The organism is Sagittula sp., assembly GCF_052825245.1.
On the sequence record NZ_JBRBWD010000017.1, the window covers coordinates 67,769 to 92,584 of the forward strand.

Annotated in this window: 22 protein-coding genes and 1 pseudogene; 3 read left to right on the forward strand and 20 right to left on the reverse strand. The window is 59.3% G+C overall.

Translation table 11 applies throughout. The features are described from left to right. Positions 1-27: 27 nt before the first annotated feature. From ACU0DV_RS06720 to ACU0DV_RS06755, 8 genes and pseudogenes are all read right to left on the reverse strand, one after another. Complete coding sequence (locus ACU0DV_RS06720; protein ID WP_446273515.1) at positions 28-1,854, reverse strand: hypothetical protein; 1,827 nt, start codon at positions 1,852-1,854, stop codon at positions 28-30. After that, positions 1,851-3,272, reverse strand: coding sequence for a tyrosine-type recombinase/integrase (locus ACU0DV_RS06725; RefSeq protein WP_446273516.1), 1,422 nt, complete (start codon positions 3,270-3,272; stop codon positions 1,851-1,853). Before ACU0DV_RS06725 ends, ACU0DV_RS06720 begins: the two co-directional genes overlap by 4 nt. A 195-nt stretch (positions 3,273-3,467) precedes the next feature. Beyond that, positions 3,468-3,611, reverse strand: a pseudogene (locus ACU0DV_RS06730) (DUF6915 family protein); the annotation flags it as partial. Between the two features lie 10 nt (positions 3,612-3,621). After that, entirely contained in the window at positions 3,622-4,113 is a 492-nt protein-coding gene (locus ACU0DV_RS06735; protein WP_446273517.1) for a DUF6878 family protein, read from the reverse strand. Between the two features lie 103 nt (positions 4,114-4,216). After that, the gene (locus tag ACU0DV_RS06740) at positions 4,217-4,735 is read right to left on the reverse strand and encodes a DNA repair protein RadC (RefSeq protein ID WP_446273518.1); all 519 of its coding nucleotides are present in this window, start codon (positions 4,733-4,735) and stop codon (positions 4,217-4,219) included. 109 nt (positions 4,736-4,844) lie between these two features. Beyond that, on the reverse strand, positions 4,845-5,285 hold the full coding sequence (locus tag ACU0DV_RS06745; RefSeq protein ID WP_446273519.1) for a JAB domain-containing protein: 441 nt from the start codon (positions 5,283-5,285) through the stop codon (positions 4,845-4,847). Positions 5,286-5,412: 127 nt separating this feature from the next. After that, entirely contained in the window at positions 5,413-6,612 is a 1,200-nt protein-coding gene (locus tag ACU0DV_RS06750; protein WP_446273520.1) for a DUF932 domain-containing protein, read from the reverse strand. 172 nt (positions 6,613-6,784) lie between these two features. Then, on the reverse strand, positions 6,785-8,080 hold the full coding sequence (locus ACU0DV_RS06755) for a reverse transcriptase/maturase family protein (protein WP_446273521.1): 1,296 nt from the start codon (positions 8,078-8,080) through the stop codon (positions 6,785-6,787). Positions 8,081-8,266: 186 nt separating this feature from the next. On the opposite strand from ACU0DV_RS06755, the gene ACU0DV_RS06760 reads away from it, so the two are divergent. Further along, the gene (locus tag ACU0DV_RS06760; protein WP_446273522.1) at positions 8,267-8,458 is read left to right on the forward strand and encodes a hypothetical protein; all 192 of its coding nucleotides are present in this window, start codon (positions 8,267-8,269) and stop codon (positions 8,456-8,458) included. 61 nt (positions 8,459-8,519) lie between these two features. Here the strand turns inward: ACU0DV_RS06760 and ACU0DV_RS06765 are convergent, their stop codons facing one another. Next, on the reverse strand, positions 8,520-8,924 hold the full coding sequence (locus ACU0DV_RS06765) for a single-stranded DNA-binding protein (protein WP_446273523.1): 405 nt from the start codon (positions 8,922-8,924) through the stop codon (positions 8,520-8,522). Between the two features lie 427 nt (positions 8,925-9,351). On the opposite strand from ACU0DV_RS06765, the gene ACU0DV_RS06770 reads away from it, so the two are divergent. Continuing rightward, complete coding sequence (locus tag ACU0DV_RS06770; RefSeq protein ID WP_446273524.1) at positions 9,352-9,672, forward strand: H-NS histone family protein; 321 nt, start codon at positions 9,352-9,354, stop codon at positions 9,670-9,672. Between the two features lie 89 nt (positions 9,673-9,761). Here the strand turns inward: ACU0DV_RS06770 and ACU0DV_RS06775 are convergent, their stop codons facing one another. The 11 genes from ACU0DV_RS06775 to ACU0DV_RS06825 all read right to left on the reverse strand — a co-directional run bounded on the left by ACU0DV_RS06775 (position 9,762) and on the right by ACU0DV_RS06825 (position 23,915). Next, the gene (locus ACU0DV_RS06775) at positions 9,762-10,754 is read right to left on the reverse strand and encodes an RES family NAD+ phosphorylase (protein ID WP_446273525.1); all 993 of its coding nucleotides are present in this window, start codon (positions 10,752-10,754) and stop codon (positions 9,762-9,764) included. A gap of 35 nt (positions 10,755-10,789) precedes the next feature. Further along, positions 10,790-11,746 (reverse strand): sce7725 family protein, encoded by a 957-nt coding sequence (locus ACU0DV_RS06780; protein WP_446273526.1) that lies wholly within the window; start codon positions 11,744-11,746, stop codon positions 10,790-10,792. Then, on the reverse strand, positions 11,743-12,639 hold the full coding sequence (locus ACU0DV_RS06785) for a sce7726 family protein (protein WP_446273527.1): 897 nt from the start codon (positions 12,637-12,639) through the stop codon (positions 11,743-11,745). The genes ACU0DV_RS06780 and ACU0DV_RS06785 overlap by 4 nt, the downstream gene beginning before the upstream one ends. A gap of 322 nt (positions 12,640-12,961) precedes the next feature. Further along, entirely contained in the window at positions 12,962-13,126 is a 165-nt protein-coding gene (locus ACU0DV_RS06790; protein ID WP_007803240.1) for a hypothetical protein, read from the reverse strand. A gap of 387 nt (positions 13,127-13,513) precedes the next feature. Next, positions 13,514-13,987, reverse strand: coding sequence for a hypothetical protein (locus tag ACU0DV_RS06795; RefSeq protein ID WP_446273528.1), 474 nt, complete (start codon positions 13,985-13,987; stop codon positions 13,514-13,516). A 99-nt stretch (positions 13,988-14,086) separates the two neighbouring features. Next, positions 14,087-16,270, reverse strand: a complete 2,184-nt coding sequence (locus tag ACU0DV_RS06800; RefSeq protein WP_446273529.1) for a ParB/RepB/Spo0J family partition protein — start codon at positions 16,268-16,270, stop codon at positions 14,087-14,089. A gap of 113 nt (positions 16,271-16,383) precedes the next feature. Beyond that, positions 16,384-17,517 (reverse strand): helix-turn-helix domain-containing protein, encoded by a 1,134-nt coding sequence (locus tag ACU0DV_RS06805; RefSeq protein WP_446273530.1) that lies wholly within the window; start codon positions 17,515-17,517, stop codon positions 16,384-16,386. A gap of 203 nt (positions 17,518-17,720) precedes the next feature. Next, the gene (locus tag ACU0DV_RS06810; RefSeq protein ID WP_067296451.1) at positions 17,721-18,644 is read right to left on the reverse strand and encodes a ParB/RepB/Spo0J family partition protein; all 924 of its coding nucleotides are present in this window, start codon (positions 18,642-18,644) and stop codon (positions 17,721-17,723) included. Further along, positions 18,634-19,779, reverse strand: a complete 1,146-nt coding sequence (gene repA / locus ACU0DV_RS06815) for a plasmid partitioning protein RepA (RefSeq protein ID WP_161489483.1) — start codon at positions 19,777-19,779, stop codon at positions 18,634-18,636. The genes ACU0DV_RS06810 and repA overlap by 11 nt, the downstream gene beginning before the upstream one ends. 293 nt (positions 19,780-20,072) lie before the next feature. After that, positions 20,073-20,957, reverse strand: a complete 885-nt coding sequence (locus ACU0DV_RS06820) for a recombinase family protein (RefSeq protein WP_446273531.1) — start codon at positions 20,955-20,957, stop codon at positions 20,073-20,075. 618 nt (positions 20,958-21,575) lie between these two features. After that, the gene (locus ACU0DV_RS06825) at positions 21,576-23,915 is read right to left on the reverse strand and encodes a Tn3 family transposase (protein ID WP_446273532.1); all 2,340 of its coding nucleotides are present in this window, start codon (positions 23,913-23,915) and stop codon (positions 21,576-21,578) included. 134 nt (positions 23,916-24,049) lie between these two features. Here ACU0DV_RS06825 and ACU0DV_RS06830 point away from each other — a divergent pair, with 134 nt between their 5' ends. Continuing rightward, on the forward strand, positions 24,050-24,610 hold the full coding sequence (locus ACU0DV_RS06830) for a recombinase family protein (protein ID WP_446273533.1): 561 nt from the start codon (positions 24,050-24,052) through the stop codon (positions 24,608-24,610). Positions 24,611-24,816: the final 206 nt, after the last annotated feature.

Consider the following 24,816-nt stretch of genomic DNA (forward strand, 5'->3'; position numbering starts at 1 on the left):
TTGCGGTCGTGAAGTCTGGATTTGCTCTCATGCGAGACCCGCCTCCGGGGGAAGGTAGATCTGTGCCGATTGACTGGCTGCGAGCGCGCGCGCGGCGGCGAGATCGGGCTCAGAGAATTGCGGCAATATCTGCGCGACGATCCTGTGGTGGGCCCGCCCGAACTTCGCCAGCCAATCTGCTTCGGACAAAACCTTGCGCTGGTCCACCACGAAATCCAGAAACGTCATCAGCGCGGGAAGCTTGCGGGTGGTGATGACGCCGTTGCGGCATTCGAGGCAGCCCCAGAACGGCACCGGGCAGGCCTCTCCCGAGGTGGCGAACGGGCTGCTGTAGAAGCCGGAACAGCTTGCCAGCCATACATCCTGTTCGCCTGCCAGCAATGCGGGAACATCGGTCGCCAAGCCCTCCGGAAAACCGGGCTGTGCCGAAGACGGAGCTGCCAAGACTTTGGCCTCGGCCTCCTGGGTCAACACGGTAGGTTGCAACGCATCTTCGACAGCGTCCATCAGCGCCTCGGCGATGGTAGCTTCGTGTGTCGGCCGCAAGGCGGGAATGTCCCCATAGTGGTTCGCGGCAACCTCGACGGTATGTCCAACCGCAAACCGGCGCAGCTGACCGCCGGTCTTGCGATACCACGCAGCCTTGTGGGTCTTGCGCAAACGCGAGAGGCAGAGCTTCAACAGCTTCCCGTCATCATCCTGCAACCCATGATGTTTGACCCAGACCTTTCTAGCGGATTGCATCGGCAGAACGACATCGGTCAGGCGGCCGCGGCAGTAATACGTGAAAAGCTGTTCGCTCCCGAGATGACCGCGCGCCGTCGCGGTCCACTGAATTGCGAGGCGCAGGAGGCCGCCCGGGGTGCCTGACCCTCCGTCCCGAACCCGCAGCCGCTTCCACTCGGCATGACGGGCGCGGCGCTTGCAATACTCGATCTCGACATAGCCGCTGGACGGGTTCTTGAGGCAGTCGGCACGCAGGGTCTTGATCGCCTCGATCTCGAGACCGGTCTCCAGCGACAGCAGAACGAACAGAGCAATCAGATCGCCGAGGAGCAGATGCCGCGTGCCATGCATCCTGTCGCTCAGCCCCTCATTCGAAATCCCTGCATAGTTCCGTGCCCCGTAGAGTTGACGAAAAAGGTCGTTCTTGACGGTAATAAAACCGACACGGTCGATCTCCGCGAAGGCGTCCATCTCCAGCCGGTCGATGCGTGTCTCGCAATCCTGTTCAAGCGCCGGACGGAATCGCTGCATGATCGCTGCAACATCGGCACGTGCGGCCGTCTTCAAGGCCACCCGGACACTGTCGCTGTAGGCATCGCGCGGGCGCGGTGGAACACCCGGGCGTGTACTGACATAGAATAATCGGCGGGAAGCCTCGTCGGAAAGGCGGCCTGGTTCTCCCGCATCCGCCAACCGCAGCAGCATCACCACATCTCCCATCTGGTGACGGCGATGGTTGGGATGCTGTCCGCGCTCATCCATCCAGGTGTCGAAGCCTTCGATGGTAGCGACATCAATCTCGGCAAGCGCCTGTACGGATGAGTCTGTCGCATCGAGATAGCGCCAGAACCGATGGATGGCTTCGGCCAATGACATGGCGGTGCGGACGGTGCCGGCGGGACCACCGACCTGACACGCCTGCCAGAGTGCCTGCGTGAAGGACCGCGCAAGCGAATTGCGACCCGGCAAACGCGTAAGGTCCATCGTCGCAGTCCGTCCGGCCAAGGTAATCTCGAAACGGCGGGCGGCGATGGCAATGGCGGCGGCGGGGCCGGGATCGGGAAGATTGTCAGGAAAGCTCGCGCGTCGCCCTGGGCGGGGCTGTGAGACGCGGGCTCTGCCGGTCATTGGTCGTCCGCCATGAGTTCGTCGGTCCAGCGATCCGACGCCGCATCGACGAGTTCCTGCGCCTCGGCAAGGCTGTCGAGATAGATATAGGTGCTGGTGATGTTCGCGTGGCCGAGGAGGTGTTGGAGATGGCGAAGCGGATCGCCAAGCATCTGGCGATAGGCTGCACCATGCGCATCGGTCGGGTTGAAGATCCTGCCCACCTGTTCGCGGATCAGCATCGACAGCATGTTGACCGCGAAAGTGTGCCGCAACATGTGCGGTGTGACGGTGATATCGAGGCCGAAAGCCTGGCACCGTTGGCTTGCCCTGCGAAATGCCACCTCCCAGGTTCCGGACGACACGGGCTGACCGCGCTCCGTGAGCCAGAGCGATGCGTGTTCATCCATCCCATCCGTTGATCGCAGCAGCCGTTGCCGATCTTGCGGACGGAGCCTGGTCAGCGCGATGCGCCGGCCACTGCCATCGATGGCGCTGCGGCCATCGGGTGATATTACGAAGGGGACGACCGGACGAGGCGGCGCCTTGGCGACGGCAACATGGCGCTCGATATCGCAATAATCCCCGATCAGCTTGAGCACACGGCGCGGCAAACGAACACGACGAGGGCGCTCGCCCTTGGTAATCGCGCCCGGCAGATCGAAAGGAAGTATCCGCGAGCTGTCGGAAGACCACCGAGGCAGTTCGTCGATGATCAGGCTACCGGCCTCGCCGAGGCGCATCCCCGTGGCGACGAGCAGTTCCGCAAAGACGGCATTCCGCTCGCCATTGCGACCGCGCCAGGCTCGGTCCGCGGACCCGTCCGGCAGTCTGCCCCTCAGGCCGATATCCCGGAACGCGAGGTAGCGCCCGATATCGACGAATTGCATGTTATGTGGGCGCGCGGCACGTTCCCGCGCCCTGTTGCCCTCAACCACCTTGGGCGCTCCCCGCCCTTGCCCATGACGAAAGGACAGGTCGTATCGAAACGGCGAGGATGCGATCAGGCCTTCTTCGAGCGCCCACCGATACAGTTTGTCGAGCGCCGCGATCGCCCTGTTCCAGCTGGATGCCGAAATCTGGAACGGTGCATCCGACAAACGCCGTGCATGGTGAAACGCGATGACATCGTTGTAATCGGCACGCCAAAGCTGCTTGCCACCACGCCGTTCTTCCAGAAACCGCATCCAGACGAAGATGTCATGGGCGTAGGCGCGCAAACTGTGCCGCGAACGCACCCCCATGGTCGGACAGGCGCGAAAGAACCGGTTCACGTCATGCAAGTAGCTTCCGTCCCGATCCAGAAAGAACGGCATGCCATCCATCAGGCCGATCCTGCCAGCGGCCTCGGTCAAGGACGCGGAAAGATCGACCGGAACGCCTTCGACCGAAACTGGCGCGTGCAGCGCCGATCCGTCGGTGAAATAAAGCTGCACCATCCGTCCTCCAAAGACGTTCGCGTCCCGCAAACGACGCCCGCGACTCCAGTCGCGCTCAAACCGAAACGCCGCCAGCCCCGTCCCTACGGCCCTTTTGGTGGAGAGCGGGCCGGGGCTGGCTCATCTCTCAATCCCAAGGTTCCGAATAACCCGCACCATGCACAGGAATAAGACGCTTCCATAGAGTCAGGATAAGGCATGGTGCCGCAGGGCCCGGTGCCGAAAATCGACGGTGATCTCCTTGCTCTGGTCGAACCATTTATGCACCGCGATGAAATCATCGACCGTGCCACCCCATTTCTTCACTGAGGACAGGGCGTGGTGGTAGGGATGTGCCATCGTCGCCCCCTCAGAAATCGTGCGTGTAGAGTTCGGACGAGGTGAAGCGCTCGTTGAACTCGAGATGGATGCAGCGGGCCGCAGCGTCGAAGCAGAACTCGCCGTAAGCGCCGTCGTTGTTTTCCCAACCGCCATGGGTGTCGGAGAGGAAGTCGTAGGTGAGCTGCTCGACGACATCCTCCAGCGAGAGCTGCCGCATCTCGACCTCGGGGTCATCCCAGGTCAGCGCGGCATAGTCGATCTCGGTCGCGGGAAAATCGACAGCCGTCTCGCCCGCCCAGGCGCCAATGTTTTCGATCTGGCCGCTGTCACCGGCCCCGTCGAAAGTCACGGTGACATGAGTGATGCCGGCGGCCATGAGGCCATCGAACAGGCGGTCTTTGTTGCCCGGGCGCAGGGCGAGGGTCCGGGCGGTGCGTTCGGCATGCGCGGCAAGGATCGCCCCGAAATCGACAGTGGAAGGCCGCAGCGGTGCGGCCAGAGTGGGTTCAGTCTGGGTCATGGATATCTCCGTTCGGTGAGGACAGGTCAGACCCCCCGGGTGGCGCACTCCTCTGCCCCCCGAAGGCTCAAACCCCTCCCATCCCTCCTCTGTCTCTCGGGCGTCACGCCGCGAGCTGCAGCGCCCGGGCGACAAAGGCGCGCCAGAGCGGGTCGACAAGACGGGCATCCAGCAGATCGGCACGGTGACGCAGCCGCTGCGCCAATTCAGGCTCGTGCCAGTCAATGGCACGGCCAGCCTGGGCGCGAAGTTGAACCGCCTCGGTCACGACGGCCCGCGCCTCAAGAGCATTGGCGACAGGGTGGCACCAAGCCAAAGCGCCATGACTGGCGGCCCCGGCAAGAACCAGGCGCTGGTCGCAATCAAGGATGGCCAGAAGCTGCGGCGCTGCATCGGGGCCGTTGTCCTCGGCAAGCTCAAACGTCCCCTGCATGGCATCAGCCAAGGTCGCAAAACGCTCAACGACCACGGGGGCAGCGGTGCCCGACATCAGGGCTGTCGGCGTCCGGTGCATCCGCGTCAGCGCGAAAGGCAGGCTGGGATCAGAAGCGACAGTCGGGCCATTTGGGACAGGACCCATCAGGCGCGCGCTCGGTTGGATCGGCAGGGGAAGGTCAAACATGGCAATATCTCCAACGGCGCGGGAAGCCTCTCTCCCCGCCTCATCCGTCAAAGACCAAACCGCCGCCCTCTTCCTCGAAGGGGCGACGGCAGCAGGTCTGGTGCCACGATCAGAGCTTGCCGAGGGCCCGCAGGCTCAGCTCCGTCCCGGCCCCGACGATGATGTGGTCGTGCAGCGTCAGGCCGAGATACTTGCAGCCCTTCTGGATCTCCTTGGTCATGCTGAGATCGGCCTCAGACGGCGTGGGATCGCCCGACGGGTGGTTGTGGATCAGGATCAGGGCGCTGGCGTTCAGCATCAGTGCCCGCTTGATCACCTCGCGCGGATAGACCGGGACGTGATCGACCGTGCCGGTCGAGAGAAGCTCATCGGCGATGATGCGGTTCTTGCGGTCGAGATAGAGGACATGGAATCGCTCGATCGGCCCACGCACGGTCAGCGCGCAATAATCCATCAGCGCTTTCCAGCTCCCGATCACCGGGTTCTGGCTGAGATAGCGGCCAAGGATGTCGCGGGCCTCAAGGATGACGGTTTCTTCCTGGGGGGTCATGGGAGTTCTCGCTGAAATGCGCACACCGACGCCCCCTGCCCTTTCGGGGCAAAGCCAACGGCGTGCATGTTGAGAAATAGCTGCAGCGACCGCCCCGGTGTCGGGCGATCGCTGCATGGGTGCTTGGTCAGCCGACCCGGTCGAGGAGCTTCTTGGCGCGCCCTTCCATGTCGAGGCGTGCGTCCTGCTGGGTCTTGTCGCGCGCAAGCCGCGTGATGCCCTGCACGAAGTCGAAGATGCTCTCAGGCGGGCGGCCTTCCTCCATCAGCACCTTCTCAATGATCTTGCCAGACTCGGCTTTCGAGAAGCCGCGCTTGCGCAGGAAGTCCGCGCGATCCTCATCGCTGCGCGCCACGACCTGCTGCCGCGCTGCCTTGATGCCGTTCACGAAGCCCTGCGGCGAGGAATTGGCAAACCGCGTCAGCGCCGGGGCCGCCTCATGGGCAAAGCGCGAGGCGGCGTATTTCGAATGCCGGATGCGGATCTCCTGGAAATCCTCGATGCCCCACAGATTCCTGTTTTGACACACCGCCCGCAGGTAGAAGCTCGCCATGCCGAGGGTCTTGGCGCCCACCTCCGAATTCCAGCAGTAGAAGCCCCGGAAGTAGAGATCGGGGGAGCCGTCCGGCAGCTTGCCCGCTTCGATCGGGTTGCGATCGTCGACCAGGAACAGGAAGACGTCGCGGTCCGAGGCATAGAGCGTGGTCGTGTCGCGGCTGATCTCGACATCGGGGTTGTAGACCCCGGTCGACCAATCGAGCACGCCCGGCACCTTCCAGCGCGTGTCGCCGGTTCCATTGCCCGCGATGCGCTGCACCGCCTCGACCAGCTCGTGGTCATGGATGCGGCCATAGTCGGGGCCGGTCACGGCGCGCAGTTCCGTGCGGCCATCCTCGGTCTCGAAGGTTTTGACCTGCTCGGCGCGATGATTGGTCAGGCCATACTGCAGATTGATCCCCGCCAGCGGCGCGGGCAGCTGGCGCAGGTAGGAGGCCGGTGCGCCGACGATGCTTGCAAGCTGGCCGAACGCCCAATGCGTCGGTACGACCGGCTCCTGCGCTTTCGGCAGCATCAGATGCAACCGCTCGGGGTTGTCGCGCGCGGCCTCGACGCGGATGTCCGCCGTCTGCACCACCCGGCTGCGGCTGCGTTCCGACCGGCCTTTCACATTGGCCCAGAGATCGTCGAGCGAGAGATACCGCTCGTCATCCGGCCGGTTGAACCATTCGGACGACACCCGCCCGTTCCGCTCACCCCGGCTCACATCCACTTTCCAGCCACCAGCCCGCGTCGGCTGAACCGGATCCAAAACTTCTACAACGCCCATCGGCTATCTCCCGTGACGGGCGCCGGGAGCCACTCTCCCAACCCTCAACCCGTCACCGGGAAACCGGCACTCCTCTCACTCTCAAAGCCCGGCGCCGACGAGTTAACTTCCGCGACGATGTGAATGCACGATCAGTAAAACGCAATCTGATCCAATAAGAGGAAGAGCAAGTTTACTTGATCTTCTTAAGTTCCTGGATCTCACGTAGCGCGGCGCGTTCAAACCGCTTGATCTGCTGAGTGATCTTTTCGTCACCACCGAATGCGGAGGCGCTGCGCCGTACATAGGAAGAAAAATTTCGCACGATCCGAACACCTTCGTCGTCACGCACCTTCAGGTGGGCGAACCGGCGATACAGGCGCTTGGTGTGTGCCTTAGTCGATTTTCCAGATGCGATATTTCGCTCGGCGATCTTGCGGGTCCGACGCATCGCCCTTTTCATCTTGCGCCATTGGCGAGCGAGGGAGCTTTCGCGAATTGCAGGCCCCGCCTCGTGGAGCGCGAAGCCAAGGTACTGTGCCGCTTTCCCCGCCACGGCGCCCGTGCCCGTAAACTCGGTCCTTTCGGTCTTGTGCGGAGAGATATCCAGCTTCTCTGCCTTGATGAGATCCATGATCTCTGCTTCGGCTGCTGCGGCGTGAGCAGGGTCGCAGATCACCAAGATGTCGTCCGAATAGCGGCGATACAGCGCACCGATGCTGTCGCAGAAAGCGCGTGCAGCCTCGTCGAAGTCAATCATGTATAGGTTCGACGCTGCTGCGCTGATGGGGGTGCCCTGGGGGATGCCTCGCCGATGCCCCTTTGCCAGTTCGGGGTTTGGGTGGAACTTGATGCCATTTGCCTTGAGCTCTTCGACGCTGGCGATCCGGTCCCGGCCATTCCCCTTGAGCCGGGCGGAGAACGTGGCGTTCGCCTTGAGTTCTTCCATATCGACGTAGTGGAAGGCGGTGATCGCCCGAAATACGCGCATCCAGTGTTCGGGAAGTGACGTTACGCCCAGCACTGCCTTTAGGCGGCGCTTCAGGAGCGTGTGGTCAAGATTGTCGAAGAAGCTGCTGACGTCGAACGCCAAGATCGTGACGGGAGCATGGGTCTTGGCAAACGCAAGCACTTCCGCCGAGAAATCGTAGTTGCCGCGACCGAGGGCACGATAGGCCAGAACGTTATCGGACAGACCTGCGGCGTCATAATGGGCGTCCAGAAATTTGTTCAATTCGCTGGCGTAGAACGAAAGAATGCAGGCGTCCCGGTGGGATGCATACTTGATCGGGCGGTCCTTCGAGGTGATCGTCCGTTTCCCCGTCTTCGGGCATTTCTTGTAGCGTTTCTCGGACTTCGTGTAGTGAAGCAGCGGGACAAACGAGTGCTGAATCACGAAGTTCGGGTCCATTACCTTTCTAGCGAACTTCTCACCAACGGGCAGATCGAAATGGCGGTAGCCTCTGGACTTAAACCAATCGAGCGGCATTCAGCCTCCTTATCGCAGAGTTCGGAGGACTGGCCCTGACCCTGGGCTCCGGTTTTTAGGCCGGGCGTCCCCCGAACGCACGCCACCTTCTGTCAGCGTATACGTTCAGCGTCTCACTTCCGAACGCCTCGCAGACACGGGTCTCGAAACGCGAGGTGGTATAATGTAACCGTGGAGGTCCGAGCTATGCTCAGTGTCTCATTCCGTCTGGCTCTGGTCGCAGAGATGCTGTTCGGCATTGTGCTGCCAGATCACCATAAAGAAGTTGACAAGTTCAACGGCCAAACCCGTGAGCCATTTCCCGCGGGCAGTCACTATTTGGTGAGCGAGTTTCGGCAATTCAAGGTTGCCAAAAGACAATTTAGCCAACCGCGTTGATGCCGAGAGTACGAGAAACCGGCGGGAAGTCCCGCCGGGCCCGAAGGGGAGACCCCGTTCCTCAGAACGGGATCTCGTCGTCGCGGTCTACCAGCTCGGGGTTTTCGTTCTCGGTCGACTTCGGGCGGCTCAGGAAGTCGACCTTCTCGGCGATGATCTCGCAGCCGTAGCGGTCGTTGCCCATGCTGTCGATCCACTTGCTGTAGTGGATGCGGCCGTGGACGAGGACCTTCATGCCCTTTTCGCAATGCTCCGCGACCGTCTTGCCGAGGCCGTTGAAGCAGGTGATGCGGTGCCATTCCGTGTCCATGACGCGGTAGCCATTCTCGTCGCGCAGGACGCGACCCTCCGAGAGGCGGGGGCGCGAGGTGGCGAGGCTGAAGTTGGTGATGTTGGTGCCGCCCTGAGTGGTGCGGGTTTCGGGTTTCTGACCGATATTGCCGGCGAGGATGACGATGTTCTGCATGATTAGCTCCTGTGTTTCCTGTCTTCGGGACCGTCCCTTCGACAAGACCCGGAAAAAGCCCGTCGGGTGATGCGTGCACGGTGGACAGCATGGACACCGGAAACCCCCAAAGGACCGGGGTGGAGCGGGCAGGACGCCAGAGGCGGCCAACACGGCCCGGGCTGACGCGGGGTTGCGCGCAGGAGGCCGAACGGGATTAGGGGATTGTCAGTCGAAGGGATGGTCCAGAAGGTAGAGATGCGCGGGGAGCCCATGCCAGAACTTGTCACCCTGCCGATCGGGACAGCCCGACCCCAAGCCCAGCACTCCACTGGCAGCGATGATTATAGTTCATCCAACCCTCGTCACATGCCCCTGCCTACGGGAGTTGCGGGCCCATGCCCCGGCGGGCTATCGATACCGGAACATTCAGGACAGGAGGCATAGTATGGCTGATTACGATCTCGAGGCGTTGTCGCTTCCCGAGCTGAAGAAAATGCAAAAGGACATCGCCAAGGCGATCTCCACCTTTGAGGATCGACAAAAGGCGGAAGCCCGCGCCAAGGTGGAAGCTCTCGCCCGGGATCTGGGCTACTCTCTGGCCGAACTTGTCGGCACCGAGACTAAATCCTCCCGTACGCCTGCAGCGGCGAAGTACCGGCACCCTGAGAACCCGGCGCTCACCTGGTCCGGTCGCGGGCGGAAACCGCAGTGGTTCGTGGAGGAGCTGGAGGAAGGGAAGACCGCAAGCGACCTAGCGATAAGTTGAGTCTATAGGCGACGCGAGCGGCCCGCTGTTTCTATTTGCTCGGTGTGAAAAGTGCTGCGTTGCATCAAATCGAAGTTGGCATCCGTGACTTAACGCACAAATGTGCGATATATTAACGAAAGACTGGCCACTTCATACTCAGCCACTGATTGGGGTGTCGCTGCTTCTGGCAAAAATAACGCAACATTCATCCCTTCACTCAGTGAGCTGCTGTATGCCACACCATCAAACCCGCACTTCTTGATGAACTCGCATAAAAATTGGCTGGGAATGTAGTTGATTGCAGCGCTATCAGGAACGACTGGGGTGGCCAGTTCTTTGCCGAGTATCTCTAGAAAGTCGATGTCTCCACGCAGAAGAGCGATGCTGCCTTCATCCTCTTCCAGAAACGGCGAAACGAGGGTTCTAGGAGCCCGCAGATCAACAATTTTCAAACCAGCTTCGATTACAAACTCGGCAACGCTTACGATCTCGCCTGGCTGTGCGCGCACCTCACAGATCGCTGTCTCGACTGTCGATCCTAGATACAGGTACGGGATCCCTGTCGGATTAGCGCGACCTGAAGTCGCAAGCATTGCCGGAGGCGCTCCCATTTTGTCAATGGGTATTGGCTGTCCGTCTTTCTCTATCCTTGCTCGATACCAAACTTCAGGTTTCTCACCATCGCGCAGAATTAGGTTCGAGAGATGAACCCCCAAGCGTTCAGTGTCGATCACGCTGTCTGGGAAGTAGCGATTGACGTACTTGAGTTCGTCTGTCAGCGCACGCCATCGTTCCAAGCTGTCGGTGCGACAACTCTCTGACAGGCCGAACTGCCCGCGCACGATCTCACCGTCGTCAAAAACCTCCACCAGCAGGATCTGCGCCTGAGCCTCAGAAACATTGGGATTGCTGAACAGTGACCAATCTGCGCTGAGCCACTCAACCAACGACTTCCCTACCTCGGAGCGCGGATAGATCGTCAACAGCAGTTCAAAGTAGTCCGCCAACTCGCGAGCTGATAAAAGCGGTTGGTTCTCTGAGCCACACGTCGGACACGTTCCTGTTTGGGATGATCTTTGGGGGATAATCTGATCGCGCAAGCCTGCGTCCCCAAAACACTCTGGGCAGCACAACATCACTGAACCGGATTATCCTTAAAGTACTTTGCGAAGGTCTCGATATGATGTTTCATCGCGAGCTTCTTCACATAGCCCAGACCCGGATAGTGTCCCTTCTCATGAAGCTCTCTGAACTCAGCAATTGCTGATGTATCGTAGTAACGGTTGTCCGCCGAACCAAGGTGCAAAATCAGCTTCGCAAGCGCTTCAGCAAACTTCCCAGCTGGGTCGGTGGGAGTGTCCTGCCGATCAGACTTAAAATGACGGATGTACATAATATCGTCGTCATCGGTATTTATGTAGGTCAGGTGGATTGCAACTGTGTAAGCAGGTCCTCCAGTTTCTTGATAGTCATCGCCAACCATAAGAAAGTCCGCAAACCCCGTCATCCCCTCCAAACCATAGGTGAGATGCAAGTCTGAAAAAACCTCCACATCGGGATGATCTGCATTCCTTCGCTTCTCGAATCCGTTCCTCAGAAGCACGCGGTGCGGTTGGAATGCAAAATGCTTCTGATACAATTTGCCAGATTTTCCGTCTTCGAAAACGCTACACGCAATACCCGCAACGCCTTCAATTTCTGCTGCCAGAGCCTTCGACTGAGAAAACCCGCTGTGCACCAGTGCAATGTTGTGACCCTGAAAGGTGTTGATGAGCCCGGTTGCTTGTTCGAGCGACGTAGCCTCATCCAACAAAACCCCAACGGTGACTTGCTTATCCTCACTGTGCTTGTCGTTGATCAGGTTCACAAGCTCTGCATTGTAGTCCGAGAAATCCCCGATCCGTGGATTTGCAATCACAATTATGCCCGCCCCCTTTTCAAGAGTGACATCGATTGTCTTATTCAAACCATTGAGCTGCGATTTAACCGGCTCCACTATCGGAACAAAGCCACTTGCGCCTAACGTCAGGGCACTCTCTCTGATCGTAATCAGCTCGTATTGCTTACCCCTAAAATAAGGAAAGTAGATCAACTAGCTGCCCACCCTTTTGCCTCTGCCAAAGGCACATTGAGGACCTCAATTAGATTTCCGAATTCAACGTTTGATATTTTGGTGCTTAGGGCAACAGATTGAAGCGAAGCTGGCAATTCTTGAATGAATTGCGCAAGATGCGTGAGCGTTCTAGTTTTCTTGAGCACTTTCACCATGGCGCGATGGACTTCCGCTGACGTGATAGTGCGAAAGACTTCCAGGTAAGCCTGATACCGTCGGGTATTTGGCACGTCTGGCAGATCATAGCCAAGATCTTTTAGGATAAGGCCCGCCTCCCTCATACTGACAACGTCAAAGATGTTGGCGGCGGATGTACGGTCTGGGATGTTCTGTGCAGCCCGTATCTCGCTGATCTGATATCGGCCAGACAACCTTAGAATACCGACGTCAGAAGGCACCGCATCAAGAATTGAGGCCAGATGGTTCTCACCGACGATCACATTGACAGACGCGAAGACCTTTCGATACTCTTCAATCTGACGCTCCAAGCGCGTTAGACTGTCTCGTTCAGACTTTATTTCGTAGACAGTCCCGGTGCCGTTGAGAATGACCACATCGGCTTTACACCGACCTACACGAAACTCTGTTATCATCGAAGCTGTGTTGAGCGAGTGCGTTCCCAGCAAAACCCTGTGGGTGAGTGCAGCCTTATAGGCATACTCGTGACGAAATTCGGCTTGCCGAAGGTATCCAAACGCGCACTCGAAAGCCTCGCCGATGGTAACGCTCTCAGTGAGTTCGCCGTCAATTCCAGACTCAACAAGCAACCTCGCGAACATTGGCGATTGGCCCGTCTTCGCCAGCTCCTTGATCACAGTTCTAGAAAAGAACCTGCTTACCGCTGATGCACTTATTGCGTTGCAATTATTCATTTTCAGCTTCCTGCCCTCGGCAAACAGTAGCGAAGGTTTCCGAATCTTTAAAGACTCATGTGACGTCTTTCAGAAGAATTCCTACCCAACGAGACCGCCCATCCTAGCCAGAATCGAACGCCCGTCGGGCCCGGGGTGCCCTCATGGTATGACCGCTTTGACTACAAGCGAGCTTCCAGAAACCCTCGTGTGTCCGCACGACGATCTGCGTCAGGTGGCACACCGGCGTTCCTCAGATCAGCACCGCCGATCACTTGGTCGTCGATAGGCCCGGAGGCGCACCTGCGCCGTGCCCGGGACCTCGGGAAGTGAGGCCAAAGCCTCACCCGAAGGGATCGTACTCCGAGACGATCACGACCTCGTCCCCGTCGATTTCATCGGCGGGGACGGCGCCGAAGGTTCCATCCCCTGCCTGGAAGACGACGATCGAGACCATGAGCGTGGCGGCGAGGGAGGCGGCGAAGGCGTGTGCATCTTTGCGGGACATCTGTTTGGCTCCTGTCTTGGAGGCGGGGGACCATCCCCCGCGCGACAGGACCCCGCAGGCCCGAATACTGGCTGACATCACCGGGTGCGTTCGGCTTGCCCGAATCCATCCGGCGGCACGGGCTTGCCCCGTAGTCCGACCCCTCGCGGGTTGATCTCGAAGACGGGATTCGGGCCAAGGGAGGGAATGGCGAGCGGGGGATGGTCCCCCAACGTCAGGAGCCGGTTGTCCTGCTGATGCTTGGAACGCCGCCAGCCTCCCGGCCACGCTCTAGGTTGAAGACTTCTTCTTTGGGGATGGATCCTTTGGCGCCCCGCGAACTCAAAGGACAAGGTTGTGATGGTTGAGAGGCCCGCGCTGAGGCGGGCCCCTCGGTTTCAGTTGGGCTCAGGCGGCCAGGTCCGCGCCCCCTGCGCTTTCGCCCTGTTCATCGCCGACGATTTCAAGCCGCGCGTTGCGGTATCCTTCCTTGGCGATCCAAAGCTCGGCCGCAGTGACGGACTCCGCCAGATGCAGCAGCTCCGTGTTGCCGCCGAAGTCGAGGAGCACACGCACCTGCCCGGGCTTCGGCTCCTCGGCCACCTCGAAGGCGAGGGTGCTGTCAGCAGAATGGCTGCGCATGATGGTCACGAGGATCACCCCGTCCGAGGAGAAGTTGCCCTCATGCAGCGTGAACGACGCGGGAGCCGTCCAGGTCGCGTAAGGCCGGGGTGGTTCCTTTTTCACAAGGCGGCCGACACCGTTCGACCGCTCCCAGGCCGCCAGCTTCTTTGTGAAGCGTGCCGGTGGCTTGGGACTACCGTCGGTGTAGTGAATGAGCGCCCCGAGCGGGGCCGTGTCGATGATGGTTGTTGCAGACATGATTCCTCATTCCGAATGCGAGTAATCGCACTCATCTTATTGATATTGTTACACTATAGGGTGATTGGGGGCGGAATCTCCGCCCCCCGCTGGATCACGCTATTCCGCGGCCAGCATCGACGCGCTTTCAGCAGGCAAGTCATCCGTCAGGAATGCAGGAAGGTCAGCCTCACTGACGCTGTCGGCCACTTCGGCATCGACATCCGCCCCCTGCCCTTCAGCACACTCCTCACCGTCCAGCGCCGCGAGATCGTTCCGGCGAAGGACCTCGGGCAACCAGCCGCTGCCCTTCAGCAAGCGCTCGGCCTCACTGGCCATCTCGCCTTTCTTCAGGTGATCGAGGAGTTGGGCAGTCCCCTCCCCTTTCGCCTCCCGCACGGCCTCGAGGATGCGGGCCTTGGGCACGCGGTTGAGATAGGTGTCGACCGTCGGCTCCCAGCCCGCCTCGACCATATCGAGACCTGTCGCGCGCGCCACGAGATCGGAATGCGCCATACGCCGGGTCAGACCGCCTGCAGAGATGCCTGCCCCGTAGGGGTTCACCTTTTCATGCAGCGCGTTGACGCCGAAGCTGAGGCAATGCGCCAGCAGAGCCAGACGGCTGCCCTGGTCGAGGACCGTCAGATAGTCCCAGAGCGCTGCATCGTCGCCAAGCGGCAGATCGGCTTCCCATTCCGCGTGACGCTCGTCGACCAGCTTGGCCACCACGCTGTCCTTCAGATCGGGCGCCTGCGCCGACATGTAGACGTGACGCACCGAGGCTTCGAGACAGCTGCCCGAAGCAGAGGAGGTGCGGAAGGTGTCCGTCACAAGCTTCAGCAGCAGCAACGTCAACGCTACGTCGGGCGAGCGCCCGATCGCTTCACGCAGCGCCAGCGTCCGGTGGGCCGTCAACTCCATGACCAATCGCTCGGGCAGCGGCTTCAACGACCCGTCATCCTCATCCTCCGGCAAGTCAGCTCCGATCGGCTGGCCACCCGACATGATGACGGTTCCGCCATGAGCGGCACTGACATGGCCATCGGTGAGATCACGATCATCCCCCTGCCCCGCCACCGCAAAATCGGTACCATCCTGGACCGCGGTCTCGTCAACGGGCTCATCCTCTGGACGCACATACCCGCGATAGACTGCCAGAGCGCCGTAGCGGTCGAGCGTGACGAACGCCCCTGCCCGCCCGATCTCCTCCGCGTCGAAGATCAACGGCCGGGTCTCGATCTTTTCCATCTCCGTTTCCAACACGCCAAGCCGCGCTTCGATCTCTTCAGGGATATCATCCTGACCTGCGCATTCTTCTTCCAGTGCCCGGTACTCGGCGAGCAGCTTGGCATGGGCCGCACCTTCGTCATCCGTCATTGGTGCCGGATCGCCGGACAGGGACCGCAGGCCGTGGCTGTAGCCGTAGGGCAGGTCGAGTGCGACCTCGATCCACTTCCAGCCCTCAACCGCAACCGTCTCAGCCTCGGCCTGGAGTTTTTCCGTCACCAGCCGATCGAGCAGGGCAGGGTCTTCGAGCCAACCTCCATCATCGCCTTGGAACAGGTCATGCAGCATCGTGCCGCCCGCCGCTTCATAGTCCTCAACACCCACAAAGACCGCACGCCGGTCTGACGCTCGGACCGAGGTCTCGGTCAGCATGCGCCGGATCTGGAATGGCTCCTTGTTCCAGGATGAATGGATCACATCCCAGACCTGAACCTGACGCGCGTGATCGGGGTTCACGGTGAAGGCCATGAGCTGCTCCAGCGTCATGCCATCCTCGGCATAGATATCAAGCAGGGCAGGGGCGACGGAAGCGAGTTTCAAGCGCTGCTTCACGATCTGTGGCGTCACGAAGAAGGCCGCAGCAATCTCTGCGTCGCTCTGGCCCTTGTCGCGGAGGGACACAAACGCGCGGAACTGGTCGAGCGGGTGCAAGGCGACGCGCTGCATGTTCTCCGCAAGGGAATCGTCCTCGGCCAGGATGTCGGACGCAGCATCGCGCACGATGCAAGGAATGGGCGCGGTCTTCGCCAACCGCTTCTGCTTCACCAGCAGGGACAATGCTTGGAACCGACGGCCACCGGCCGGGATCTCGAACTTGCCGGTCTCGGTCCCATCGTCAGCCAAGACGGGCCGCACGCTCAAACTCTGCAACAGACCTCGGCGGGCGATGTCTTCGGCCAGTTCCTCGACGGACACGCCAGCCTTGATGCGCCGTACGTTGGACTGGCTCAGCACCAGCTTGTCAAAAGGGATATCCCGCGAAGGGGACAGGGTGATGTTCTGGACAGGTTTGGTCATCAGATCTTCTCCACGACGGGCGCCGGAAGCCACTCTCCCGATCTCACTTCCCGTCATCCTCAAACCAACACTCCTTTCCCTCTCACGATCGTTCTTGACCGCGGTCAAGAAGTTCATGTGGGAGCAAGTTGTGTGCGTAGGATCCTTTCGAAATAGGCGTCAGGGTGTTTAATCGTGTCTGCTCTTGCTATCAGGTAGTCGAAGACGAGAAGCAGTTTTCCCGCGCCAGCTTTCTGGATGCCATACCGAAGTTCGTCTTGGCTTATTCTAAGCAATCGACCGAGGTCGTATAGAATGCGGGTAAGGGCTTCTCCTGTCCGTGGCGGTTCTGGGAAAAATCCTGCAACATGGGTGAAATCTTCCCATGCCATGCGTGCTGGGTCTCTGTTCATCGTCGGTTTGGTTTTTGCGGTTTGTTCGCTGCGATTGACCGTAGAGGGAGCAATCTTTTTAATATCTTTTTTTATAGACTCTATGTGCCGGACATTTTGTCCGTTTGTGGCGGGCAGATCGTTGGATTCTGGTGCATAAGGTTGGTGTTCGATAGCTTGTAAATTATCTTCGGAACTAGCTTTTGCTGCGGCATGGTGTTCACCGTAGCTTGCGTCGGTATCGGCTCCGAGGGCTCTAAGTTCCGAGATAACGCTCAGGACTGCATCAACGGTTAGTGTTGCTCGACGCAGGACATTTCTGATCATGTTGAGGGTTGAGAGCTTTGCTTCATCGAAGCGTGTCTGTTGGAGTAGCGAAGCACGTAGGGCCAACGCCTCAGCCTTCAGTGAGCGCAAGCGCTCGCGTTCTTCGGTGAGTTGCAAGGCTTGTGTCGCGAGCGAGCCGTACCTCTGTATCAAGGGTTTCAGGTCGATACCGAAGGCATCTCTGATAACGCCTCCATACCTCAGCGGAAAGCGTTTGCCATTTGCTGAGTTCTTGCGTTCGATCAGTTCAGCAGCTGAGAGGCGTCCCAGGCTGCGTCGAAGTGTTCTCTCATCGAGTCCATTGGCGCGCTCTGAGAGAGAAGCGTTCGATGGGAACACGACAGTGAGCGTAAGTCGCTGGCTGTCCTGAATCTCACGTTCGTTGCGGGGTAGGAAGCTAATGAGCGCGGTCAGAACGGCGAGGTCATTGGTTGTGAGACCGAGCTCCTTCCTCAGTACGCGAACTGGGCCCAGAAGCTCGTAGGGGTTAGGGCAAGGCAAAGATGTCCGTTCCGCCAGGGCGGTTGTTGTTTCAGTTGCATGTCTCATGGTGTTTCGGAAGAAAAAGCTTCCCCGTTCACCGCGAGCGGTGTTGAAATCGATTCGTTTTGGGGGTATCAATCAGGTGTCGAGACTGATTGAGGCCCTTCGGAAGCATCGCTTTCGGGGGGTCTTTCTTTTTCTAGCCGGTCCTCCTTTCGTTCTCTGCTCGTTTCTTTTGATGTCTTGACCGCGGTCAAGACACGGGGTCGTCACTCTGGCCTGTCTTGACCGCGGTCAAGAAGCTCTGTGACCAGCTTCCGGACTGCCTCCTCAACACGAGGGACAAGATCCGCGTCCACATCGATGGTGATGCGGTTGCCTTTTCGGCCGATCTTCACGCGCTCACTGGGACGTGTCTTCTGCGTCGACGATTTGGTCGCTGTCAGCAAGGTAACCGCCGCTTCGAGACGGTCGGGGCCCGGTACGTTGCGAGGGATTTCGCCGGCAACTTCTCGGGCTCTCGCGACGTCTTTCTCGCACAGCCTGAAAAGCTTTTCCCAAACCCGTCGACCAACGCCGTGTGCAGGTCCGATAGCCTGGATTAGTTCCATCGGGATGCCCGTAGCGATACGGTTCATCCGCGAGACGAGCGATTCATCGATCTGAAGTGCCCGATACGCGATCGTTTGAGCGTTCTTGCGCGTTTCGTCGGTTTTCCCAAGTTCTCGAATGATCCCGGCGACAAACAGAGCCCTTTCGATGAACGATGGATCTTGGCGCGCATTATTCTCTACGCCTTGGGCAATGAGAGCTTCCTCGTCGGTCATCTCCATGACCGTAGCGCGCACTTTTTGACCAAGTTGGCGACAAGCGAGAAGCCGACGGCGTCCATAGACGATCTCAAGCGCACCGTCCTCGGTTCGGCGAACCAGCACTGGAACCTTTTGACCGTGCTCGCGGATCGACGAGACAAGCTCATCCAGACCATCGCTTGGATCGATGCGGTCCATGACCGCGGACATCCGTATGGCGGTCGGGTCGATCAGCCGCGTGGCGTGTTTATCCTCTTCGAGCACAGATGCTTGTGCGCGAGCTACTGTCGGGCTCGTTCGCTTCACATCCAGATCCTCGTCCGAAGGCGGCGTTTTGCCCATCGCGTTCTTGAGTGAGTCCCCGAAGACCTTACGCGCCATGGCTACGCCCCCATGCTTTCAGGATTTCGCGTTCGACTTCGTCGGTCACGCGCGAGACGGACTCGATCGCGCGCTCGTAAGTTCTGCGGTTCACATCGCGAGGTTCGACCTCAAAGATGCTCTGCTGGGTGTTCGCAGCATCACCCACGGCTGTTGATTTCAGAAACTCGGCAGACAATACGGCATCCCCGAGGACTGTCCGAAGCAGAGATGAAATCTGCACCTGCGGACCATCCGTATTTTCGTAACGGGTGATCAGAACTCGCACGAAGTTCAGTCCATGTTCCGGGGCGTGTGCCTCTACGACGCCCATCAGGTTGCTAGCCATGCCCAGAAAGCTCGCCAGCGACATGACATCGAGCATCGACGCGTTGAGCGGGATCAGGACCCCGGTCGATGCAAAGAGGGCAGAGATCACAGAGAAGTTCAGCTGCGGTGGGGTGTCAAATATCACCACATCATATCGGTTGAGGACGGGCTCAAGTGCTTCCCGGATGCGGCTATGGAACGTGGTGGCGCCGTGTCTGAAGCTCAAGGCGACCTCAAACTCGTATTCCATGATGTCCATGGATGCCGGGATCAGATCCACGGTCGGGAAGTTCGTTTTGCGAATGATCTCTGCTGCGGGCAATGGATCGTCGGATCGGATAAGATCGTATGAAGTTGGCATATCCGGATCAAGCTCGGGAGTTACCCCGAACAGGTTCGTCAGACTTGCCTGGCTGTCGAGGTCGATCAGCAAGACCCGGTATCCGCGGAGACCCAGTAGTTGTCCTACATGGGCAACAGATGACGTCTTTGCCGAACCACCTTTCAGGTTGAAAATCGTCAAGACCTGACAAGCCTCTCCCGGTCTTCTGTGCGGGTGTTCTTCTGGCTTGATCCTTCCAGTCTCGAGAAGTACGCGTTGTGCCTCGACCATCTCCTCTGCAGAGAAGCTACGGCGGTTGCCGCCCTCCAGAACACCTTCGGGGAAGCCTTCGAGGTTTGACACATGATGGCGGAAGGTGTTCTGATTAATGCGAAGAAGTTCAGCCGCTTCCCGCATGGCGAAGCGGCGGAGACCCTTCTGAGCGTCCGGTGGGAAGGTTTCCTGCGCATGTTCACGCAACCGACTACCAAGCCGCTTGGACATGACTTCAAATCTCTGGGAGGCCCGTATCCCGTTCATCACTGCCCTCAAGTCTTTATTGTTTTGCAAAGCTTAACAGATATTGTGGATAAATCCAGACCAAACCGTTGAGCGGCCTGGGGGCGTTGAAGGCACCCATTTCTGTCGACGGTAAACTGTTAAAAATCAGCGTCTTGGGCGACTGCGCTCTCACGCTACTTCAACACCTCGTTGCCAGCTACGAAGTGACCACAAGATGTATTGTGAGTGCGTACAGAAATCAGTCGGCAGAATCGGATGGACGATTCTCGGGGATCTCAGTCGAGCAACCCCAGCCTCTCGGCCCGCTCCAGCAGCATCTTCACCGACGAAGGCTGCCAGCTTGTTCGCCCGCGGGGCGTGCGCTCGCGCATCGCTTCCAGCCGGGTGCAGATCGCCTGAAGTGTGATGTCGGGATCCGCGCCCTTGATGGCAGCAATAATGGCGGGCAGGCGGTCGTCGGTTTCGCGGCGCCCGGCGCGGGCCAAAACTGTCTCGGGCAGGAAGCCGTCGCGGACATAGGCCTTCACAGCGCGCAAGAGACGGCTTTGAGTCCAGCGACGCGCCTCGGGCAAGGGGCCGTTGATGATGCGCACCACGTCTTCCCAAGCCAAGTCGGGCCGCAGGCGGCGGACGTGGGGCACCCAGTCCTGTGCCGTCTCGTTCAGACGCTCCATATAGCCGTCCTTTCGGGCCAGCCTCACCTTGCGCAGCGCCGCCGGATCCCGCGCGCGCAGGCCCGGATTGCCGCCAACCCGGCCTTTGGTCCGTGCGCTGGCCAGGCCGGCCTTGGTGCGTTCGCGGATCAGGGCGCGCTCGAACTCGGCCGCGGCGCCGAGGACCTGCAGGGTGAACTTGCCCTGCGGAGAGGACGTATCAATCGGATCGGTCAGCGAGCGGAAGAACGCTCCCTTCGCCTCCAGCCGCTCGATCACCTCCAGCAGATGCGAGAGGGATCGCGCGAGGCGGTCGATCCGAACGACGACCAGCGTGTCGCCCTTGCTGATCCGTTCAAGCACCCGCGCAAGCACCGGTCGCGCACGATTGCCGCCCGAGGCCTGTTCTTCGTGGATTTCGGCGCAACCCGCAGATTTCAGGGCCTGCGACTGGGGCAGGGGGGTCTGATCCTCGGTCGAGACCCTAGCGTAACCTATCAGGGGCATCAAAACACGCTTTTTACAGTTTTCTGTATCGTCAATAAACGACCGTTTGTAAGCGAATGCAAGTGCCGGCTCTGTGGGGCTGTTCAGTCCAAAGCCCTTGGTTCCCTTACGCTGAGCGCGATCAGCGAGCTCTCGCAGACCATTGCGCGCACGTGATATATAAAGTGTGCAGGCGCACCCTGACAAAACCCTTGGGTAAAATGCAAAAATGCCATATTTTGCACATATGGAGCCTCAAGCATGTATAAAGTATAATATTTTTGATGATCCTCTTGAGGATGCGGAGGAGCTTGAAGAGACTTCTGAGGACGACCTGTGGTTCCTGCCCGGTCCGATGGAAGAGGAGCCGCATTATCTGCCGCCCGGACCTAGGGCCGAAGTGCGTGAGACCGCTGTTGTCGCGTAGCCCTTAATTGTGAGATGAGAAATCCAACGAAATCAACGGCCACCCTTTGCCTTTAAACATGAGATTATGTCTTTAATTCCGATATTTTGCCCTTAAACCTGAAACAGGGTTCGGCCAGATACTCTATGGAAAGATGCGGAAACTCCGCTCGAAGGCGCTGCAATATCGTATTTAAGGGCAAAATTTGACGTTCAAAGCGTCATGTCTCGGAATTAAGGGCTACGCGACAGCGGCGCGAAGCGGAATCCCAAAAGGTAACACAATGCAAAGACGTGATCCGTCGCGCCGCCAGTGTCCACATGATGCTCTTCGATTGCGACACCCGATTGGTGGCGAAGCAGACCATCCAAAACGAAGGGTGCTTCGCTTTCTGTGGCGGTGATGACGGTCGAGTGGAACGGGCTGAACTGGTCGGAGATGTGGGTGTAGAACTTGAGACCCGGGGTGCGCCCGTATTTCGCGTTGATGTCTGCCGAAGCCTCGCCACGGCCACCGGCCCGGAAGAACTGCCCATCTGAGGAAGACGTCACGCCATCCCCCCAGAGTTTGGCCAGAGGGAGTTCGCGGTGCATGTCGATCAAGCATGCCAAGGCCGCGGAATAGGTCTCTTCGCGCAAATGCCAGTCGTGCGCCCACGCGATTTGCCGGGCGGACAGATTGTGAGTTGCTGCCGCCATGCGAGACACACTCAGATTGACCCCGTCGGCAAGGACAGCGGCAAACAGCGCCTTTTGATCTTCCGCCGGTCTGCCCGAGCAATAGTGGGTGAAGCAATCCGCAAAACCGGTCCAGGCGTTCACTTCCGTCAGCAGGTCGGGGATCTTGATTTGTGGCAATTGCCCGTAAACCAGACGGCTCATGGCCGTGGCGGCTTCGGGCGTTTCGTCTTTGACCGGGGTGATGCTCAGGGTGCCACCCTGAATGGCGGCATCCGGCAGCGTCCCCGCTTCGGCCCGGGCCGCGACACTGGTTATGGCCTCCTCGATCTGCTGTTGCCGTTCTACAAGATAGGTTTCTGCATCCGTCGCAGCGGCGATCGGCAATGATCCATCGGTACGCAAGATCTCGAACGTGGCCTTGGGAATGAGACGATCATCGAAGTTGCGGCGCTGCCGGCTTCCTTCAACCCAGACATCCCCTGCCCGAAGACGATCACGCAGTTCGAAGTAGACGCACAGCTCGTATGCGCGCCGGTTGACCTCCCTCGGCGCCGGGAAGACAAATGGACGCCAGGCCTTCCGGATGAACCCGGTTGGCGGGTTGTCGGGCAGGCTGCGTTTGTTTGCCTCAAACATCACGCGCAAAAGATCTACTGCGCGCAGAAGACTGGCGGCGTTGGCCGCACCTTTGAAGGAGAAGCCCTTTATGATCAGAGGCGCAAACTGACGGGCCGTCTGATATTTTCCGATGAGCTCGGAGTATTTATCGGGCTTTCCGTCTCCCAGGGCCGTTTCAATTGCGGATGTCGCATTTTCGATCTCATCCCAATTGGCCGTGTCCAGCATCCCGTTGAGATCGCCTGTTTGCAGGCGGGCCGTCAGGGCCTCACGGCAGAAGGCTTTGAGAGACTGCAAGGGGCGGATGATGTCCATCAGGAGTTGGGATGCTTTGTCAGAACTTTGTTGTTCGGCCTTTCGAAAGCTTCGGCCCAGCAATTTATCGAACATATCCAGTGCAAGGTCGGTGAGCTGTTCTTCCAGCCGCAAACAGGCGGCCGACAAAAGCGCCCACAACCGTGGCTGTGCCATACGCCGCAGGTTTTGCACCGTGATCCGCAAACCTTCCCCGGCCAGACTGTCGAGAGCCGATGTCGAGATGTTCTGACGCAAACTGGCGGGCAGGCCGATCGCTCGAACCACCATCAGGCGATCAAGAACGGCCTTGATGGACTTGGCGGACGCTGATTTGGGTGCCGCTTTCAGCCAACTCAGCGTCGACACCTCGCCCGATTCAGGTGGTGCAATCAAAGCGCGCAGGGCAGTGTGGTGATCCGGGTGCAGGTCCCCGGTCAGAGCAGAAATCCTGACATTTTCCGCGCGCCGGATCGCATGCCTGACAATCAGTTCAACGGTACGGCGCGCCGGAATCAAGATACGCCGCCGCCTCAGTTCTTCGATCAGTGAAATCGCTAAAGGCTCAGCCCGCGAATCTTCTCCGGCAGATGGTGTCAGCCAATGAACAAGTTCCCGCACGAGGGATCTTGTGAAGGCCTGATATCCGAACCGGGCCATGATTTGCGCGATATGTTCGCGTCGCGTCTGCGGGCGTCGATCATAGACCGCCAGATCGGAAGCACTGGCATCAACCTGATCTGCGAGGAAGGCCAGCATAACGTCGTTGGGCTGCTCTCCAACCTCACGAACCCGCCCGGGATGGCGCAAGTAAGCCAATGACACGGCATAGCCCAGACGGGCGGCCGCGGTTCGCTTTCTGGCGACAGCCTCGATCTCGTCCGGGGTGAGCGTGCAATACATCGCAACCTCTCGATCCTCCAAGGGCGGCGCCATCAGTCGAGACCAAAAACTTGCCGTCAATATTTTTCGCCGCGCCATGAAATACCCTTCTCACATGCATGTCCGTGAAACGCTCGTTTGGCGGAACTCTCGGTTCCGTCCGCCAATATGGCTTGACAACGGGAAGGTGGACAAGTTGATTTAAGGACGGGAAAACGGACAAGGCTGTCTTCATGGCACTGATTGGATATGCGCGGGTCTCGACCGCTGAACAAAAGCTGGAACAGCAAGTGGATGCGCTAAAGGCTGCGGGCTGCGAAACCGTTTTTGAGGATGTTATCTCCGGCGCCAAAGCAGACCGCCCTGGCCTCAATGAAGCTCTGGCCTTTCTGCGCAGGGGCGACGCACTTGTGGTCTGGAAACTCGACCGCCTGGGCCGGTCCATGAAGCACCTGGTGGAGACAGTGACAGACCTCGGAGACCGTGGCGTTGGCTTTAAATCCCTGACCGAGGGCGTGGACACAACCACCACCGGCGGCACCTTGGTCTTCCATCTGTTCGGCGCGCTTGCCCAGTTTGAGCGTGACCTCATTGTCGAGCGCACACAGGCCGGATTGAAGGCCGCCGCAACGCGCGGCAGAAAAGGCGGGCGCAAGCCTGTCGTCACCCCCAAAAAGCTGGAGCAGGCCAGAGCTCATATCAGCGATGGATTGACGGTCCGCGAGGCCGCTGCCCGCCTCAAAATCAGCAAAACCAGCCTCTACAACGCTCTCAAGGACCAGAAACCCGGTTGAAAACGCAGATGTTCTTGGAAAGTTCGCGCGAGCCGGACAATATTGGCACTTTTATGCAGTGACCCCGACCTGGACGATTTCGAGGTCCACGCCCAGTTCGTGTGCCACCGCCCGCACACGCAGCGCATTGGGCGAGAAATTCGCGTTGTAGAGTTTCATGATTTTGTCCGCCTCTATAGTTACTGCGGCGCCCGAAGAAGCACCGC